Source organism: Paenibacillus alvei DSM 29, assembly GCF_000293805.1.
GTDB classification, from domain to species: Bacteria; Bacillota; Bacilli; order Paenibacillales; family Paenibacillaceae; genus Paenibacillus_B; species Paenibacillus_B alvei.
Genome location: NZ_AMBZ01000004.1, coordinates 550,317 through 566,607, shown reverse-complemented (window position 1 = coordinate 566,607; position 16,291 = coordinate 550,317). Strand labels below are relative to the sequence as shown.

Genomic DNA, 16,291 nt, shown 5'->3' with positions numbered 1-16,291 from the left:
TATTTCGTACTTTGGCTCCATGTTTCGTCCACTGCCTATTCATACTCCGAGGAGGCCTTGCGGCCTCCTCGAATTTGCTTCTATTGTGAGACGATACTCGTCTATTTCTTCGATGATTTCTTCGATGATTTCTTCGATGATTTCTTCGATGATTTCTTCGATGATTACTTCTGAACAACCGGCATTGCGCGGGATGAGAAGTTGATTTGCTCCAGCATGCCCAGCAGTGCGCGTACAGTATCTAGCGATGTCATGCAGACTACGCCGTTCTCTACTGCTTCGCGGCGAATGCGGAAGCCATCGCGTTCTGGTGTTTTACCCTTCGTCAAGGTGTTGACAACAAAGTGCGCTTCTCCTCCGCGGATGAGATCCAGGATGTTAGGCGAGCCTTCTGTCAGCTTCTTCACATGGGTAACGCTCAAGCCTGCATTTTCAAGTGCAACCGCTGTTCCGCCTGTTGCGATAATTTTGTAGCCAAGGCTTGCGAATCCGCGCATTAACTCTACCGCTTCTTCCTTGTCCTTGTCTGCTACCGTGCAGATGATGGCACCAGTCGAAGGAATTTTCATTCCGGAGCCGATGAGGCCTTTGTACAATGCCTTTGCATATTGCTTGTCGCGACCCATTACTTCTCCTGTTGATTTCATCTCAGGGCCAAGTGTCGGTTCAACTCGGCGCAGCTTCGCGAACGAGAACACCGGAACCTTAACCGATACATGATCATCTTCTGGCCACAAGCCCTCTTGATAACCAAGGTCATTCAGCTTCGCACCCAAGATAAGCTTTGTTGCAACATTCGCCATTGGAACGTTTGTAACTTTACTTAGGAATGGAACCGTACGCGAGGAGCGAGGATTCACTTCGATAACATATACTTGGTCGTTGAAGATAACGAACTGGATGTTAATCAAACCGACCGTCTTCAGTTCCTTCGCGATGCGAATCGTAACATCGACGATTTGCCGCTTCAGCTCTTCCGACAGATGCTGCGGCGGGTATACCGCAATCGAGTCGCCGGAGTGTACCCCTGCGCGCTCAACATGCTCCATAATACCCGGGATAAGCACTGTCTCGCCGTCGCAAATTGCATCGACTTCTACTTCCTTGCCGAGCATGTAGCGGTCAATCAGAACCGGATGCTCCGGATTGATTTTCACTGCTTGCTCCATATATGTGAGCAGCTCTTGATCGGAGTACACGATTTCCATCGCGCGTCCGCCAAGGACATATGATGGACGAACGAGCACCGGGTAGCCAAGAGTTTGTGCCGTTCCTACTGCCTCATCGACAGATGTAACCGTGCTGCCTTGCGGCTGTGCAATATGCAGGCGCGATAGCAAGGCTTCGAATTTCTTACGGTCTTCTGCTTCATCAATGCTTTCCAGACTCGAACCGAGAATTTTCACACCCGCAGCAGCAAGTGGCGCTGCAAGGTTAATCGCTGTTTGTCCACCGAACTGGACGATAACCCCTACCGGCTTCTCTTGCTCGATAACATTCATAACGTCTTCGAAGAAGAGCGGCTCGAAGTACAAGCGATCCGATGTATTGAAGTCTGTCGATACGGTTTCAGGGTTGTTATTGATGATTACTGCTTCATATCCTGCATCTTGAATTGCCCATACTGCATGTACAGTCGAGTAATCGAACTCGATACCTTGACCGATACGGATTGGACCGGAGCCGAGCACGACGATTTTTTCTTTATTGGACTCTATTACTTCATTTTCTACTTCATATGTGGAGTAGTAGTACGGTGTAGTCGCTTCGAATTCAGCGGCACATGTATCTACCATTTTATATACAGGCTTCAAGCCTTGCTGTTCCCGATATTCACGAACCTCTGCTTCCTTCGTGCAAGCTCCGCCTGGCTGGCCTTCGCTGCGCAGCTCAGCAATCGCGCGGTCTGTGAAACCCATGCGCTTCGCTTCGTACAATGTTTGCTCAGACAAAGTTTCTTCTCCGCGAATACGACCTTCGAACTTGACCATGCCCTCCAGCTTGTCAAGGAACCACCAGTCGATTTTCGTCAAATCCTGGAGCTGCTGCAGTGTGTAGCCGCGGCGGAACGCTTCTGCCAACAAGAACATGCGCTCATCATCTGGTGTTTTTAGACGATATTCCAGCGTTTCCTTATCCAGCTCTTCTGTACCTTTCAACTTCAAGCGATGCACGCCGATTTCTAGGGAACGGATTGCCTTGTGTATGGATTCTTCAAAGGTACGCCCAATTGCCATGACTTCGCCAGTTGCTTTCATTTGCGTACCGAGCTTGCGGTTCGCTTGTGTGAATTTATCGAACGGCCAGCGCGGAATCTTCGATACGATGTAATCGAGCGTAGGTTCAAAGCATGCGTATGTTTGACCCGTAACTGGGTTCACGATTTCGTCGAGTGTGTAGCCAACTGCGATTTTCGCCGCCATCTTCGCAATCGGATAACCTGTTGCTTTCGAAGCGAGCGCAGAAGAACGGCTGACACGAGGGTTTACCTCAATGACATAGTATTGATAACTGTGTGGATCCAGCGCGAACTGAACGTTACATCCACCCTCAATGTTGAGCGCACGGATGATTTTAAGTGATGCGGAGCGCAGCATTTGATACTCGCGATCCGACAGCGTTTGGCTTGGTGCAACTACGATACTGTCACCTGTATGGACGCCTACTGGGTCGAAGTTTTCCATGTTGCAGACCACGATGCAGTTGTCATTCGCGTCACGCATAACCTCGTACTCGACTTCCTTCATGCCAGCGATGCTCTTTTCAATCAAGCATTGTCCAATTGGACTGTAGCGGATGCCTGATGCTACTGTATCGCGCAGTTCCTCTTCGTTCGCGCAAATACCGCCACCCGTTCCGCCGAGCGTATAAGCAGGACGGACAATAATTGGGTATCCAATCGTGTTCGCGAAGTCAACCGCTTCCTGTACCGAATTGACGATAACACTCTCTGGCACTGGCTGCTCCAATTCGCGCATCAGGTCGCGGAACAAGTCGCGGTCTTCTGCACGCTCAATGGAATCAAGCTGTGTACCGAGAAGCTTGACGTTCTCTTGCTCAAGCACGCCGGCACGAGCAAGCTCCATTGCCATGTTCAAGCCTGTTTGCCCGCCCAAGGTTGGAAGCAACCCATCTGGGCGCTCTTGCCGAATGATTTGAGTAACGAATTCTAGTGTAATTGGCTCGATGTATACCTTATCTGCCATATTCGTGTCTGTCATAATCGTAGCAGGGTTGCTGTTAATGAGAACGACTTCCATGCCTTCTTCTTTCAAGGCTTCACATGCTTGTGTTCCTGCATAGTCGAACTCAGCTGCCTGACCGATAACAATCGGGCCTGATCCGATAACAAGGATTTTCTTGAGGTCTTTATTTTTCGGCATTTTATAGTTCCCCTTTCAGCTGTGCTACGAGTTCCGCTTGTCTCGGAACCTTAGGTTGATTGCGTTTATGCTCACGAATCATATCGATGAATTGGTCGAACAAGTAGCTGCTATCATGCGGACCAGGAGCTGCTTCTGGATGATATTGCACCGAGAAGGCCGGGTATTTCACATGCGCAAGTCCTTCAATCGTTTTATCGTTATTGTTGATATGCGTGACCTTCAACTCCGTGCCTTGCACCGAGTCTTCCAGAACCGTATATCCATGGTTTTGAGAAGTAATATAGCAGCGATTCGTTGCAAGCTCCTTAACCGGATGGTTGCCGCCGCGATGGCCAAATTTCAGCTTGCCTGTGTCTGCTCCGCAAGCGAGCGCGAACAATTGGTGTCCTAAGCAGATGCCGAAGATTGGGTACTCTCCAAGAAGCTCTTGTAGCATCTTTACAGCATGAGGGACATCCTTCGGATCCCCAGGGCCGTTGGACAATTGAATCCCGTCTGGACGCAGGCGACGAATTTCCTCTGCTGTTGTATCATGAGGAACGACAACTACATCGCATCCGCGCTTCGTCAATTCGCGCACAATACCGCTTTTCGCACCAAAGTCGACGAGAACGATTCGTTCTTTATCACCAGGGCTGGAGAAGAGCTGCTTTGTCGAAGTACGTGCTACCTGATCCCGCATCAACTCACTGACTCCGAGCATTTCCTTCAACTCTTCAATAGATTGGCTGCCTGTTGTCAGCAACCCCTTCATCGTACCGAAGTGACGAAGCTTGCGAGTCAACATGCGTGTATCAATGCCGCTGATTCCTACGATGCTGTACTCTTTCAGCAGTCGGTCTACTGAATATTCAGCGCGCCAGTTACTAGGCACTTCTTCATGTCTGCGCACGACGAACCCGTTCACATAAGGGCGAATCGATTCGAAATCATCGCGCGTAATGCCGTAGTTACCAATTAGCGGATAAGTCATCGTTACAATCTGTCCACAGTAAGATGGGTCGGACAATACCTCTTGGTATCCTGTAATCCCTGTATTAAATACAACCTCGCCTACAGACTCACCATCTGCTCCGAACCCTGTTCCTGTAAAGAGGGTACCATCTTCCAACAACAATCTTGCTTGCATGTTCGTCACTCCTCGCTCTCCATCTTATGCACTTCCCGTTGCTTGTCTTCATCTATCTATATTTTGTTACTCGTAATCTCGTTAGTTGCTCCATACGAGACGGCCATCGACGAATGTCTTCATCGGCCATCCCTTTAGGCTCCAGCCGGTAAATGGTGTATTGCGTCCCTTTGTTAAGAACTCATCCGGGTTAACCTGACGTTCAGTATCCAAATCAATAACGGTAAGGTCAGCTGGCGCACCTTCCTCAATACGCCCGGTATTCAAACCAAACGTTCTTGCCGGGTCGCTCGTCATTCGATTGACAAGCAAGGACAGCGGCCACTTTCCAGTCGCTACAAATTTCGTATAGAGAAGCGGGAATGCTGTTTCCAATCCGACAATTCCGAATGGAGCAAGCTCCATTCCTTTTGCCTTCTCTTCTTCGGTGTGCGGCGCATGGTCTGTGACGATGATATCGATTGTGCCATCCACCAGAGCTTCAATGCAGGCCTCAACATCTCGAGGCGAGCGCAGCGGAGGGTTCATCTTCCAATTCGCATCCATACCCGGAATATCTTCATCCGAGAGCAGCAGGTGGTGTGGACATACCTCGGCAGTTACCTTTACACCAATTTGCTTCGCTTGGCGGATAAGCCGTATCGACTGCTCCGTGCTGACATGGCATATGTGGTAATGAACTCCTGTTGCTTCTGCCAGAAGCACATCTCGACCTACATGAATCGCTTCAGATTCATTCGGAATTCCTTTCAATCCATGCTTGCGGGCGAAAACCCCATCCGTTACTGCTGCGCCTTTAACAAGGGAGTCGTCTTCACAATGTGCGATCACCGGCATATCCAGCTCTTTGGCCCAGTTCATCGCATCCTTCATCATTCGTGCATTTTGTACGCCGACCCCATCATCAGTGAAGCCAATAACTCCAGCGTTTTTCAAGGTTACAAAGTCTGTGAGTTCTCTTCCAAGCTCATTTTTCGTAATCGAGCCGTAAGGCAACACCTTAACCGAACCTTCCTGCTCTGCTTTATCGAGAATAAGCTGCACCGTTTCCGGCGTATCGGTTACTGGCCGCGTATTCGGCATGCATGCGATTGTTGTAAATCCGCCCTTCGCTGCGGAGCGAGTACCTGTTGCAATCGTTTCTTTATGTTCAAAGCCAGGCTCTCTCAAATGGACGTGCATATCGATGAAGCCTGCCGATACGAATTTGCCTTCAACATCTTGCACATCTGCGTCCGTAGGAACAGCTTCCTCGAGATTCGTGATTTTACGGATGATTCCGTCTTCCATCCAGATGTTAACGTCCACCAATTCGCCTTCGGTATTTAATATCTTTGCATTTTTCAACACGATCATCGGTTTCTCTCTCCTTACGATGCCATTTTGAAGCGTTACTCCGCTTAGTATGCTTGTTCTATCTATTGAAAGAAATTGTTTATGATTGGTTTACACTTTATACTAATGCTCTTTCCAATACGGCCATTCGCACCGGAACGCCGTTAGCCATCTGCTCGAAAATTCGTGCCGATTCAGCCTCGACAACCTCGTCGTCAATTTCTACATTGCGGTTGACTGGCGCCGGGTGCATAATAATCGCATGTTTCTTCATCTGTGCGACGCGTTCAAGTGTTAAGCCGTACTCTGCCCGGTACGCCTCAGTTGAGTGCATAACTTCCGATTCGTGGCGCTCAAGTTGTACGCGGAGCATCATCACAACGTCGGCTTGAAGAGCCTCACCCATCGTGACATACGGTGCATCCAAATCATGTGCGCGCATGTTGTCTGGTGCACAGAAGCTTACGTTCGCTCCGAACTTGCGCAGCGCGTATAGATTTGAACGTGCTACCCGGCTGTGCTCTATGTCTCCGACAATCGCGACATGTAAGCCATCCAGCTGTCCGAAATGCTTGCGCATCGTGTACAGGTCGAGCAGCGCTTGTGTTGGATGCTCGTTATTGCCGTCCCCTGCGTTTATAAGCGGCATCTTGACACGCTCCGCAATTTGTTCCAAGAGCCCAATCGGCTTCAAGCGGATAACACCTGCATCCATGCCCATCGATTCTAGCGTTCGAACCGTATCGTAGATGGATTCTCCCTTTTCGACACTCGATGCTGATGTTGAGAAGTTGATAACCTCAGCGCCAAGGCGCTTCTCGGCTACTTCGAACGAACAGCGGGTGCGCGTGCTGTTCTCAAAAAACATGTTGGCTACAAATTTATCCTTCAACACATTCTGAACTTTGACATGCTGTTCATCCCAATGTGCGGCACGATTCAGAATCGATTCGATTTCGAATCTGCTTAACGACTTTAAGCCGAGCAGACTGCGGTCTTTTACCGATCGTTCCATCTGAATTGACATTGTTGTTACCCCCTGTGGTGTACGATTTTCACTTCATCGACGCCGTCTAATTCCTTCAAGGCGACTTCAATTTCTTCCGTGCGCGAAGTCGGTACATTTTTGCCAACATAATCAGGTCGTATCGGCAGCTCGCGATGTCCCCGGTCTGCCAGTACCGCCAGTTGAATCATTTGCGGTCTTCCCTGATCCATGAGCGCATCCATTGCCGCACGAATCGTCCGGCCAGTGTAGAGCACATCGTCGCACAGGATAATTTTCTTATCCTGTATTGGAAATGGATCGCTAATGTCAGCCGTCTCCCGTTCATCGCGCTTGTTGTCATCTCGGTATCTCGTGATATCAAGCTCTCCAACAGGAATTGTCTCATTTTCGATCAGTTGGATTCGCTCCGCGATTCGCCTTGCGAAGAATATCCCTCTTGTCCGTATTCCGACAAGTACACAGTTGTCAATGCCTTTATTTCGCTCCAGAATCTCGTGTGCGATCCTTGTCAGTGCCCGCCGTATTGCAGCTTCATCCATAATAACGTTGAACTCGGTATTGCTCATTTCTTCATTGTCTCCTTCCGTATTTCAGCCCTTATATAAGTTAGGGCAAGACTGTATATCGATAGTGTGTGCAGATACAAAAAAACTCCTTGCCCGGAGGCAAGGAGTTGTGTGCATTCACGATATGCGCGGAAAGAATCCGCATGAAGATAGAGCGCAGAACGAAGAAGCTGTTCGCGTTCCATCATAGCTCTCGGCCTCTGACGGATACACTTCTTCCTTCCGCTCTTCACGTGTTCTTTCTCGTAAACGAGCGTTACCTTGCCAGCCTCTCGGGACTGATTTAAAGGTCTTATTTGATTAACTGGATTATCCCACTTCTCACGTTACATGTCAAGTTATTACTTGCAAACAAATACTAGAAAATATATTCTACATCCATCAGTCGACGCTTCAGTTCATTCATAACCCGCTTTTCTTCCGCTTCGCCTTGTGCTTGGAACGTTACAGAAAAACGAATAAAACGGCCTGCATCATCCCATGGGACGGTAGAGATCAATTTCTCTCGGATCAAATATTGGGAGAAATCCTCTGCTGTATGGAATTCCGGCCCGCCTTGCACCGCTTTAGGAGCCTCAACATACAAGAAGAAGGAGCCTTGTGGTTTAACAGCATGGAAGCCTGCCTCATTCAGTGCGGCAACAAGCAAATCATGACGGCGGGAATACTTGGCCCCAATTGCTTCTGTAATCTCTGGATGAGCAAGCCCGTACGCAGCAGCCTTTTGGATCGCGATGAATTGACCGGAATCATTATTATCTTTAACATCTCCGAATGCCTTCACAATCAGCGGATTACCAACAATGAATCCAATGCGCCATCCTGTCATATTGTACGACTTGGACAGGGAATGGAGCTCTACGCCTACATCTTTGGCACCCGGTACGCTCAAGAAACTAAGCGGCTTATTGCCGTCATATGTCAATGCCGCATAAGGAGCGTCATGAACGATAATAACCTGATGCTGCTTCGCCCAAGCAATGGCTTTCGTGAAAAACTCAACTGTCGCCACAGCGCCAGTTGGGTTGTTTGGATAATTCAAATATAAGAGCTTCGCTCGCTTGCATACCTCTTCCGGAATCGCATCCAAATTAGGCAGGAAATGATTGTCCGCGGTTAACGGAATGTTGTAAACCTCTCCACCCAGATATTTCGTATGTGTTCCCATTACTGGATAGCCAGGAACCGTCATGATCGTAATATCTCCTGGATTAATAAAGCAAGAAGGAAGCATGGCTAATGCAGGCTTCGTTCCGATAGAGTGAAGTATCTCTGTATCTGGATCAATTCCCTCAACATGGAACACTTCCTGCAAATATTTTGCAGCAGCGTGCTTGAATTCCGAGATACCATTATCTGCGTAGCCGCGATTTTCGGGCTTGGCTGCTTCTTCAGCCAATGTAGCTACGATTCCCGCATCTGCCATCTCATCCGGCTCGCCAACACCCATATCAATTAGTTCAACGTCAGGGTATTGCAATTTGGCAGCAATCTTGGCCCGTTTGATTTTCTCAAACTTATAAATATTTGTATCCTTTCCATAATTGGATCCGCCAATCCGGTCTGCAAATGTATGCTGAATATATGTGTTTTGATAGTATTTTGTCGTCATCCTATACAGCTCCTTCTTTTGCATCAATCTTATATCGGTTATGATGCCACTGTAATAACTATGTTCGATTTTGACGACAAAAGGAATGAATGATCTTCAATACTATTTGCACTTTTTTCACACATATATCAATAAAGGAACCGTATTTTAACCTAAAACCATGGTTTAATTTGCATAATATGATTATCTATTACGAATCGAGTGTAGCAGACTCTCCATATCCTCAGGGATCGGAGCATGGAATTCCAAGGTTTCCCCACTCGTTGGATGTACGAAGCCAAGCGTCATCGCATGCAAGGCCTGCCCATTCATTGTCAATCCACGAGTCCCCCGGCTATACATCGGATCGCCTACTAATGGGTGACCAATAAACTTCATATGCACACGTATTTGATGCGTACGCCCGGTTTCCAATTGCAATTCAACAAGCGTTGCATCTCCAAACCGTTCCAATACTTTAAAATGGGTCACTGCATGCTTGCTATTATTCTCTGTTACGGTATACATCTTGCGGTCGTGGGTATCCCGTCCAATTGGCGCATCAACCGTTCCTTGATCATGGGGCACATTTCCGTGCACAAGTGCAACATATTTACGCATAACTGAGTGTTCTTTTAGCTGCTCTGCCAAATGAACATGTGCGCGATCATGCTTGGCTGCCATTAATAAGCCCGAGGTATCCTTATCAATTCGATGGACAATTCCTGGTCGAAGCTCACCGTTAATGCCGGACAAATCACGGCAATGATGCATCAATGCATTGACGACGGTACCTGAAGTATGCCCTGGCGCTGGGTGGACAACCATTCCGCGCGGCTTATTAATGACAATAACGTCCTTGTCTTCATAATACACATCAAGAGGGATATCCTCAGCGATAATGTCAGCTGAGGCTGGCTCCGGCATCGTTAATGTAATGACATCAGCCACAGCCACCTTGTAATTCGATTTTACAGGCTGACCATTGACGAGTACATGCTCATCACGAATCCAGAGCTGTACTTGTGATCGAGAGACATCCTCTTCAATGGATTCGGTAATGAATTTATCAATCCGATCCTTCGCATGAGCAGGTTCTACCCTCCATATGTATGGCTCACGCCCTTCATCCCCCGTTTGTGGTTGTACGTTTTTTCATCTGTCATTGCTTATGTTCCTTTCTCTTCCTATCCCTATGCTTGATTCGTTGTGTTGTCATTATGTTCCGCAGATGAATCGGAATGATTCTCGCGCTTCACCGTAACGAGAGCGTCTAGTAGAACCAACCCGACACCAATACAAATCCCCATGTCTGCAACATTGAAGATCGGGAATGTATAGGAACCAAAGTTAAATTGGAGAAAATCAACAACTTCACCCGTAAGCAAACGATCGATAAAGTTGCCAATTGCACCACCCAAAATAAGGCTTAATCCAAGCGGTAGTATGATCCCGCTCTGATGTCTAATTTTTTGCATATACCATACAAGTCCGATTACAACCACTATCGTAATGACAATGAAGAACCAGCGCTGATTTTCCAAAATACTGAAGGCCGCTCCTGTATTGCGATGGGACGTGATCAAGAAGAAATTGCCTATTACTGGAATTTTCTCACCCAACTGCAAGTTCGTAGCAATCATCCATTTGCTTACTTGATCAATCAGCAATACGATAAAGGCGATAATATAGTACCACACGTGCCACAGTCACCTCATTTTAATTTTAATTATGTTATTCAATTGAAGCTTTGCTCATTGTATCACAGGAACCTAACCCAAACCAATCCATTGCCTACGCCATTTACCACGCAGGAACCCTCTCCAATTTGCACATGCTAGTTGTAAGTTACGCCAATGCGAAAGGAGCGTCCCGCACTGATGTCTCAACTTTCAACTGAGCAAATAAACAGCTTACAGCAGCAATTGCTGCAATCCAAGGCTCAAATCGAGCGGCGTCTGCATCGAGGAGATCATTATGGCTTGTCCAACTCACTCCGTGAAAATACAGGGGAGTTGTCCACATTGGATAATCACCCAGGCGACGTTGGCACTGAAATGTTCGAACGCGGCAAGGACATTGCATTGAACGAGCATGATGAGATCCTGCTGGATCGCATCGACACAGCCTTATCGCGCATGAAGAAAGGGCAATATGGCAAATGCGTTGTGTGTGGCAAGGACATCCCATACGAACGTTTGGAGGCCGTCCCTTCCACGATGTATTGCGTTGAACATTGTCCTGAACAAATGATATCCCAGAACCGCCCGATTGAAGAAGAATTCTTAACTCCTCCATTCGGACGAACAAGCCTTGACGAAGATACACAAAACGGATTTGACGGCGAGGACGCCTGGCAAATCGTTGAGTCATGGGGAACTTCTAATACGCCTGCCATGCACGAAGAGCGCGAAGTCGATGATTATGGCAACTTATATATTGAAGCATCTGAAGAGCTCGACGGGTGTGTAGAAGCATATGAAAGCTTCGTTGCTACAGACTTGACTGGCCGCCATGTTTCCATTGTTCGCAATCGACAATATCGTCAGTATATGAATAACCATGAGGGTGCTGGCCTGTTCGAGCCTGATCGCGATTACGATTCAGATCTCGATGAAAATCAATAAAATTTGGTGTCGAGCTGATGTTGAACGATACGCACAATGTCAGCAATAAAATCACCGATAATAGGCAAGTTGAGTGCTCCTAGATATTGCAAGATGTAAACAATGATAGCTGTAAATATCGTAAATCCGATAGCAATTCCAACACCGCGTGCTGCGCCGCCCATCAGATTGATCCAGATCAGCTTGCGCGGGTTAAACAATAATTCATTATATTCAGCAATTCTTGACTTCTCCATCGATTGTGCAATTTGCAGCGTATAATCATGAATGCTCTTCATCATTTTTTTGCATCTTCTGTATCTTGCGAAGCGGCAGCGGCAGATAAACGCGGCTCTGCTGGGGTCTCTGAATCCGCCACTTCTCGCTCGCTAACGCTGGTATTATCGTTCTTGACTTGAATCGGATCATGTCTATGCTCGGTACGATAATCCTTCGAATGTTTCGAATCATGTGCTTTCATTGACAATTTCCTCCTCTTCTAAAGCCGATATGCTGCATCCCCTTATATCACAAAAAGAGCGTGACCGAACAGATGGAATACCCATCTGCGGTCAACGCTCTCCCCTCTTCATTCTCGTTCGCGATTCAGACCATTATAGATTCTCCCGAACTGGAGGGATCTATACGCTGTACAATTAAGCAATTGCCACGCGGATCGTCTTTTGTCCCAAATCAACTGATTCCATACCGTCTTGAGAGCCGAATGACAAGTTCGCAACGAGCACGTTGTCGCGCAATGTTGATTCGAACGCTTGAATCGCAGCCTGCAATTCCGCATCCACATCCAATACGATATTTACCCGCTTCTCAATTGGCAAATCAAGCTTTTTGCGCAAGTCTTGGATACCGCGAACCACTTCACGAACCCAACCCTCTTGCTCCAGTTCCGGTGTAATTTCCGTATTCAATGCGACTGTAATTTGGTAACCAGACGCTGACGCAAAGCCGGATTTTGCTTGCTTCTCGATCAGAAGCTCTTCGCGTGTTACCTCGAAGCTCTCGCCTTCTTGATTCGTGAAGTTCCACATACCCGATTCCACGATGCGGCGTGTTTCTTCTGGAGTCATCGCTTTCAGTGCACCTTGCAGAACTCCGACATTTTTGCCGTATTTCTTGCCCGCTACTTTAAGATTCAGCTTCAATGTAAAATCAACGAATCCAGAGTCGCTTGTTTCCAAACGAATATCCTTCACATTGATTTCTTCTTTAATGACCTCATCATAGCTCGCAAGATGGAACTCGCGATCCATGGATACGATCAGCTCAGACAACGGCTGACGAGTCTTGATTCCTGTTTCATTGCGAACATTGCGAGCCAGCTCTACGATTTCACGAGCTGTTTCCATATCGCGTTCCAATTCTGCATCGATCAATCCTTGATCAGCGACAGGGTAGCTCGCCAAATGTACGCTCTCGCTTGTGCCGCCGAGGTTCATGTAGATGTCTTCTGCAATCATCGGTGCATAAGGCGCGATGAGCTTAGACAGTGTGAGCAGAACACGACGAAGCGTTTGGTATGCGGACAATTTGTCCTCTGTCATTTCACTGCCCCAGAAACGGTCACGTGAACGACGGATATACCAGTTGCTTAATTCATCGATGTAGGACTCAATCGCTTTTGCAGGATTCAAGAAGTCATTCGCTTGCAGTCCTTTGCTTACACTAGCGATCAGCGTGTGCAGGCGTGACAAAATCCAACGATCGAGCTTATTGTTCGATTGACGTTCTTTATAGGCACTTGGATCGTATTGATCGATCGAAGCATAAAGAGCATAGAAGGCGTGTGTGTTTACAAGCGTATCAATCACTTTAGATTTTGCTTCTGCTACGATTTGCTTCGAGAAGCGCTTCGAGTTCCACGGCGCACTATCAGACAGTAATGCCCAGCGGAATGCGTCCGTACCGTACTCATTGATAATATCCCATGGGTCGATAACATTGCCCTTTGATTTGGACATCTTCTGTCCGTTTTCATCGAGTACGTGACCCGTTGAAATAACAGCCTTGTATGGCGCTACACCCTTGTACAACGTTGATACGGCGAGCAAGCTGAAGAACCAGCCGCGAGTTTGGTCAATCCCTTCACAGATAATATCTGCCGGGAACTGCTCTTCGAACTTCTTCTCATCTCCGAATGGATGATGATGCTGTGCAAATGGCATCGAGCCGCTATCGAACCATACGTCAATTACTTCAGATGTACGTTCCATTACACCGTGTTCACAATGCGGACAATGCAGCTTAACCTCATCCACATATGGCTTATGCAGCTCTAGGTTCTCATCAACTGGAGACGTTGCACGGTTGCGCAAGTCCTGATGGCTCTCAGGCGCATACTCACTCTTACATGTTCCGCACACCCACACGTTGAGCGGCGTGCCCCAGTAACGGTTACGACTGATGTTCCAATCAACCAAGTCTTCCAAGAAGTTGCCGAAGCGGCCTTCTCGAATATGACCAGGGTACCATTCGACCTTGCTGTTATTTGCTATTAATTGATCTTTAACCGCTGTTGTCTGAATGAACCACGATTCTGTCGCATAGTAAAGAAGCGGTGTTTTACAGCGCCAGCAGAATGGATAGCTGTGCTCGTATTTTTCTTTGGAGTATAATGTTCCATTCTCAGAAAGCTTCTTCACGATGTCGATATCGCAATCCTTGACGAAGCGCCCTGCAAAATCAATAACCTCATCGTTATAGCGGCCTTGTGTATTTACGACGTTGATGAAGCTGATTCCGTTCTCACGGCAGCTCTTATAGTCGTCCTCACCATGAGCCGGAGCCATATGAACGATACCCGTACCGCTGGAATCTGTTACGAAATCAGCAGCGACAATGACATGTCCCTTCTCAGGCACAACATATGGAAATGGAGCAGCATACGTCTTGCCAATAAACTCAGAGCCCTTATGCTCAGACAAGATTGTGTACTCGCCCTGCATCACATCTTCAACTAGATTCTTCGCGACGATATATACACCGTCTTCTTGCTGAACGCGCACATATTCCATATTTGGATTCATGGCAAGCGCGGCATGTGCCGGCAATGTCCAAGGTGTTGTTGTCCAAGCAAGCACATATTCGCCATTATCATGCAGTTTGAATTTAACAGTTGCAGACAGATCCTTAACCGTTTCATAGCCTTGTGCTACTTCATGCGAACTGAGTGTAGTTTGGCAGCAGGGGCAGTATGGACTTACGCGATGACCACGGTACAGCAATCCTTTTTTATGAATCGTGGAAAGGATGTGCCATACACTTTCAATATAGTTGTTATCGAGCGTGATATACGGATCGTCAAGATTGGTCCAATAGCCGATTGCTTCGGTTAATTCACGCCATTGCTTTTCATACTCAAATACGCTCGCTTTACATTTTTTAACGAACGCTTCAACTCCATAGTTCTCAATTTCCTGCTTGCCAGAAATACCAAGCTGCTTTTCTACGCCAAGCTCTACCGGCAGGCCGTGTGTATCCCAACCCGCTTTGCGGACAACACGATAGCCGGACATCGTTTTGTAGCGGCAAATAAAGTCTTTAATAACACGCCCGAGAACGTGTCCAATATGCGGCTTTCCGTTCGCTGTAGGCGGTCCTTCATAAAATACGAAATTAGGTTTGCCTGCGCGCTGCTCAATGGATTTTGCAAATGTATCTTCCGCGTTCCACTTCGCCAGTACACGCAGCTCCCGTTCCCGGGCGCGTTCTTTGACATCAACTTTTCTCACAGTGATACTTCCTTTCTTCGATACGTATTGAGAAAACAAAAAACCTCCTCCCAAAAAGGGACGAGGTTCTGCTCGCGTTACCACCCTTGTTCCATACCAATCATTAGCATGATATTAGCACGGCACCTTCGTTCTTGCATGCCTATGCACACAAGCCCCAGATAACGGAGGGGATCCGGACATGCTTACAGTTTAAGCAAAAATGAGATGTATAAGCTTCGTTATTACATCCATCGGCTGCATTCAGCATATCTTCTCTGGGATGATGTCTCGACACGATTCGTTCGTCGGTTCTCACCTGCTCCGACTCTCTGAAGAACGGATGGGCGTGTCAGCGCGTTCCCGTCATTGAATATCACGTTATTAATAATACATATTTATATCGTGTTTTGCGATAATTGTCAATCAGGAGCATACTTGACTAATACAATTCCTTAACTTCCTTCACTTCTTCACGCTCAAGCGCATCCCAGCCATCCTGATTGAGCAGTTCCATCTGAGCTTCAACCAGTGTACGGAAGCGCGCACGATATATAGAGGATTGTTTTTTGAGTTCCTCAACTTCCAACGCGATCTTACGAGACTTTGCAAGGGCATCGTTGACGATACGATCTGCATTTTTCTCCGCTTCCTTGACTATCAGCTGTGCTTCCTTCTTCGCATTATTCTTCACTTCATCCGCAGCTTCTTGTGCAACGATGATCGTTTTGCTTAAGGTTTCCTCAAGATTCGCGAAGTGGTCAAGCTTGTCCTGCAAGGCATTGGCATGGTTTTGCAATTCCTTGTTCTCGCGAATAAGCGCTTCATAATCTTTAATTACTTGATCGAGGAACTCATTTACATCGTCCTCATCATAACCGCGCAGCTTGCGGCTAAATTCCTTGTTATGTATGTCTAATGGTGTCAATGGCATCGTGTGC

At 47.4% G+C, this 16,291-nt stretch carries 13 protein-coding genes and 1 other annotated feature; of the genes, 1 reads left to right on the top strand and 12 read right to left on the bottom strand.

Going from position 1 to position 16,291, the window contains the following annotated elements:
* Nucleotides 1–164: 164 nt before the first annotated feature.
* From carB to lspA, 8 genes are all read right to left on the bottom strand, one after another.
* Nucleotides 165–3,383 carry a carbamoyl-phosphate synthase large subunit gene (gene carB / locus PAV_RS16290; protein WP_005548109.1) on the bottom strand — a complete coding sequence of 1,073 codons (3,219 nt, stop codon included), beginning with the start codon at nucleotides 3,381–3,383 and terminating at the stop codon, nucleotides 165–167.
* 1 nt (nucleotide 3,384) lies between these two features.
* Nucleotides 3,385–4,515, bottom strand: a complete 1,131-nt coding sequence (locus PAV_RS16285) for a carbamoyl phosphate synthase small subunit (protein ID WP_005548108.1) — start codon at nucleotides 4,513–4,515, stop codon at nucleotides 3,385–3,387.
* Nucleotides 4,516–4,596: 81 nt separating this feature from the next.
* Entirely contained in the window at nucleotides 4,597–5,871 is a 1,275-nt protein-coding gene (locus PAV_RS16280) for a dihydroorotase (protein WP_005548106.1), read from the bottom strand.
* A 97-nt stretch (nucleotides 5,872–5,968) separates the two neighbouring features.
* Nucleotides 5,969–6,877 carry an aspartate carbamoyltransferase catalytic subunit gene (locus tag PAV_RS16275; RefSeq protein WP_005548104.1) on the bottom strand — a complete coding sequence of 303 codons (909 nt, stop codon included), beginning with the start codon at nucleotides 6,875–6,877 and terminating at the stop codon, nucleotides 5,969–5,971.
* A 5-nt stretch (nucleotides 6,878–6,882) separates the two neighbouring features.
* Nucleotides 6,883–7,425: a bifunctional pyr operon transcriptional regulator/uracil phosphoribosyltransferase PyrR gene (gene pyrR, locus PAV_RS16270; RefSeq protein ID WP_005548102.1), complete on the bottom strand. Its 543-nt coding sequence runs from the start codon at nucleotides 7,423–7,425 to the stop codon at nucleotides 6,883–6,885.
* Nucleotides 7,426–7,783: 358 nt separating this feature from the next.
* A complete protein-coding gene (locus PAV_RS16260) occupies nucleotides 7,784–9,037 on the bottom strand; it encodes an LL-diaminopimelate aminotransferase (protein ID WP_005548098.1) in 1,254 nt (417 codons plus the stop codon).
* A gap of 183 nt (nucleotides 9,038–9,220) precedes the next feature.
* Nucleotides 9,221–10,126, bottom strand: coding sequence for an RluA family pseudouridine synthase (locus PAV_RS16255; RefSeq protein WP_051135142.1), 906 nt, complete (start codon nucleotides 10,124–10,126; stop codon nucleotides 9,221–9,223).
* Between the two features lie 83 nt (nucleotides 10,127–10,209).
* On the bottom strand, nucleotides 10,210–10,716 hold the full coding sequence (gene lspA / locus PAV_RS16250; RefSeq protein ID WP_005548094.1) for a signal peptidase II: 507 nt from the start codon (nucleotides 10,714–10,716) through the stop codon (nucleotides 10,210–10,212).
* 180 nt (nucleotides 10,717–10,896) lie between these two features.
* On the opposite strand from lspA, the gene PAV_RS16245 reads away from it, so the two are divergent.
* On the top strand, nucleotides 10,897–11,643 hold the full coding sequence (locus PAV_RS16245) for a TraR/DksA C4-type zinc finger protein (RefSeq protein ID WP_005548093.1): 747 nt from the start codon (nucleotides 10,897–10,899) through the stop codon (nucleotides 11,641–11,643).
* Here PAV_RS16245 and PAV_RS16240 read toward each other — a convergent pair.
* From PAV_RS16240 to PAV_RS16225, 4 genes are all read right to left on the bottom strand, one after another.
* Nucleotides 11,637–11,924 carry a DUF5665 domain-containing protein gene (locus tag PAV_RS16240; protein ID WP_005548091.1) on the bottom strand — a complete coding sequence of 96 codons (288 nt, stop codon included), beginning with the start codon at nucleotides 11,922–11,924 and terminating at the stop codon, nucleotides 11,637–11,639. The two genes, PAV_RS16245 and PAV_RS16240, sit on opposite strands and share 7 nt — an antisense overlap.
* Nucleotides 11,921–12,103, bottom strand: coding sequence for a hypothetical protein (locus tag PAV_RS37305; RefSeq protein WP_005548090.1), 183 nt, complete (start codon nucleotides 12,101–12,103; stop codon nucleotides 11,921–11,923). The genes PAV_RS16240 and PAV_RS37305 overlap by 4 nt, the downstream gene beginning before the upstream one ends.
* A gap of 175 nt (nucleotides 12,104–12,278) precedes the next feature.
* Nucleotides 12,279–15,371 (bottom strand): isoleucine--tRNA ligase, encoded by a 3,093-nt coding sequence (gene ileS / locus PAV_RS16230; RefSeq protein ID WP_040736086.1) that lies wholly within the window; start codon nucleotides 15,369–15,371, stop codon nucleotides 12,279–12,281.
* 53 nt (nucleotides 15,372–15,424) lie between these two features.
* Nucleotides 15,425–15,729 (bottom strand) — a binding site (T-box leader).
* 63 nt (nucleotides 15,730–15,792) lie between these two features.
* Nucleotides 15,793–16,284, bottom strand: a complete 492-nt coding sequence (locus tag PAV_RS16225; protein ID WP_005548085.1) for a DivIVA domain-containing protein — start codon at nucleotides 16,282–16,284, stop codon at nucleotides 15,793–15,795.
* Nucleotides 16,285–16,291 lie beyond the last annotated feature (7 nt).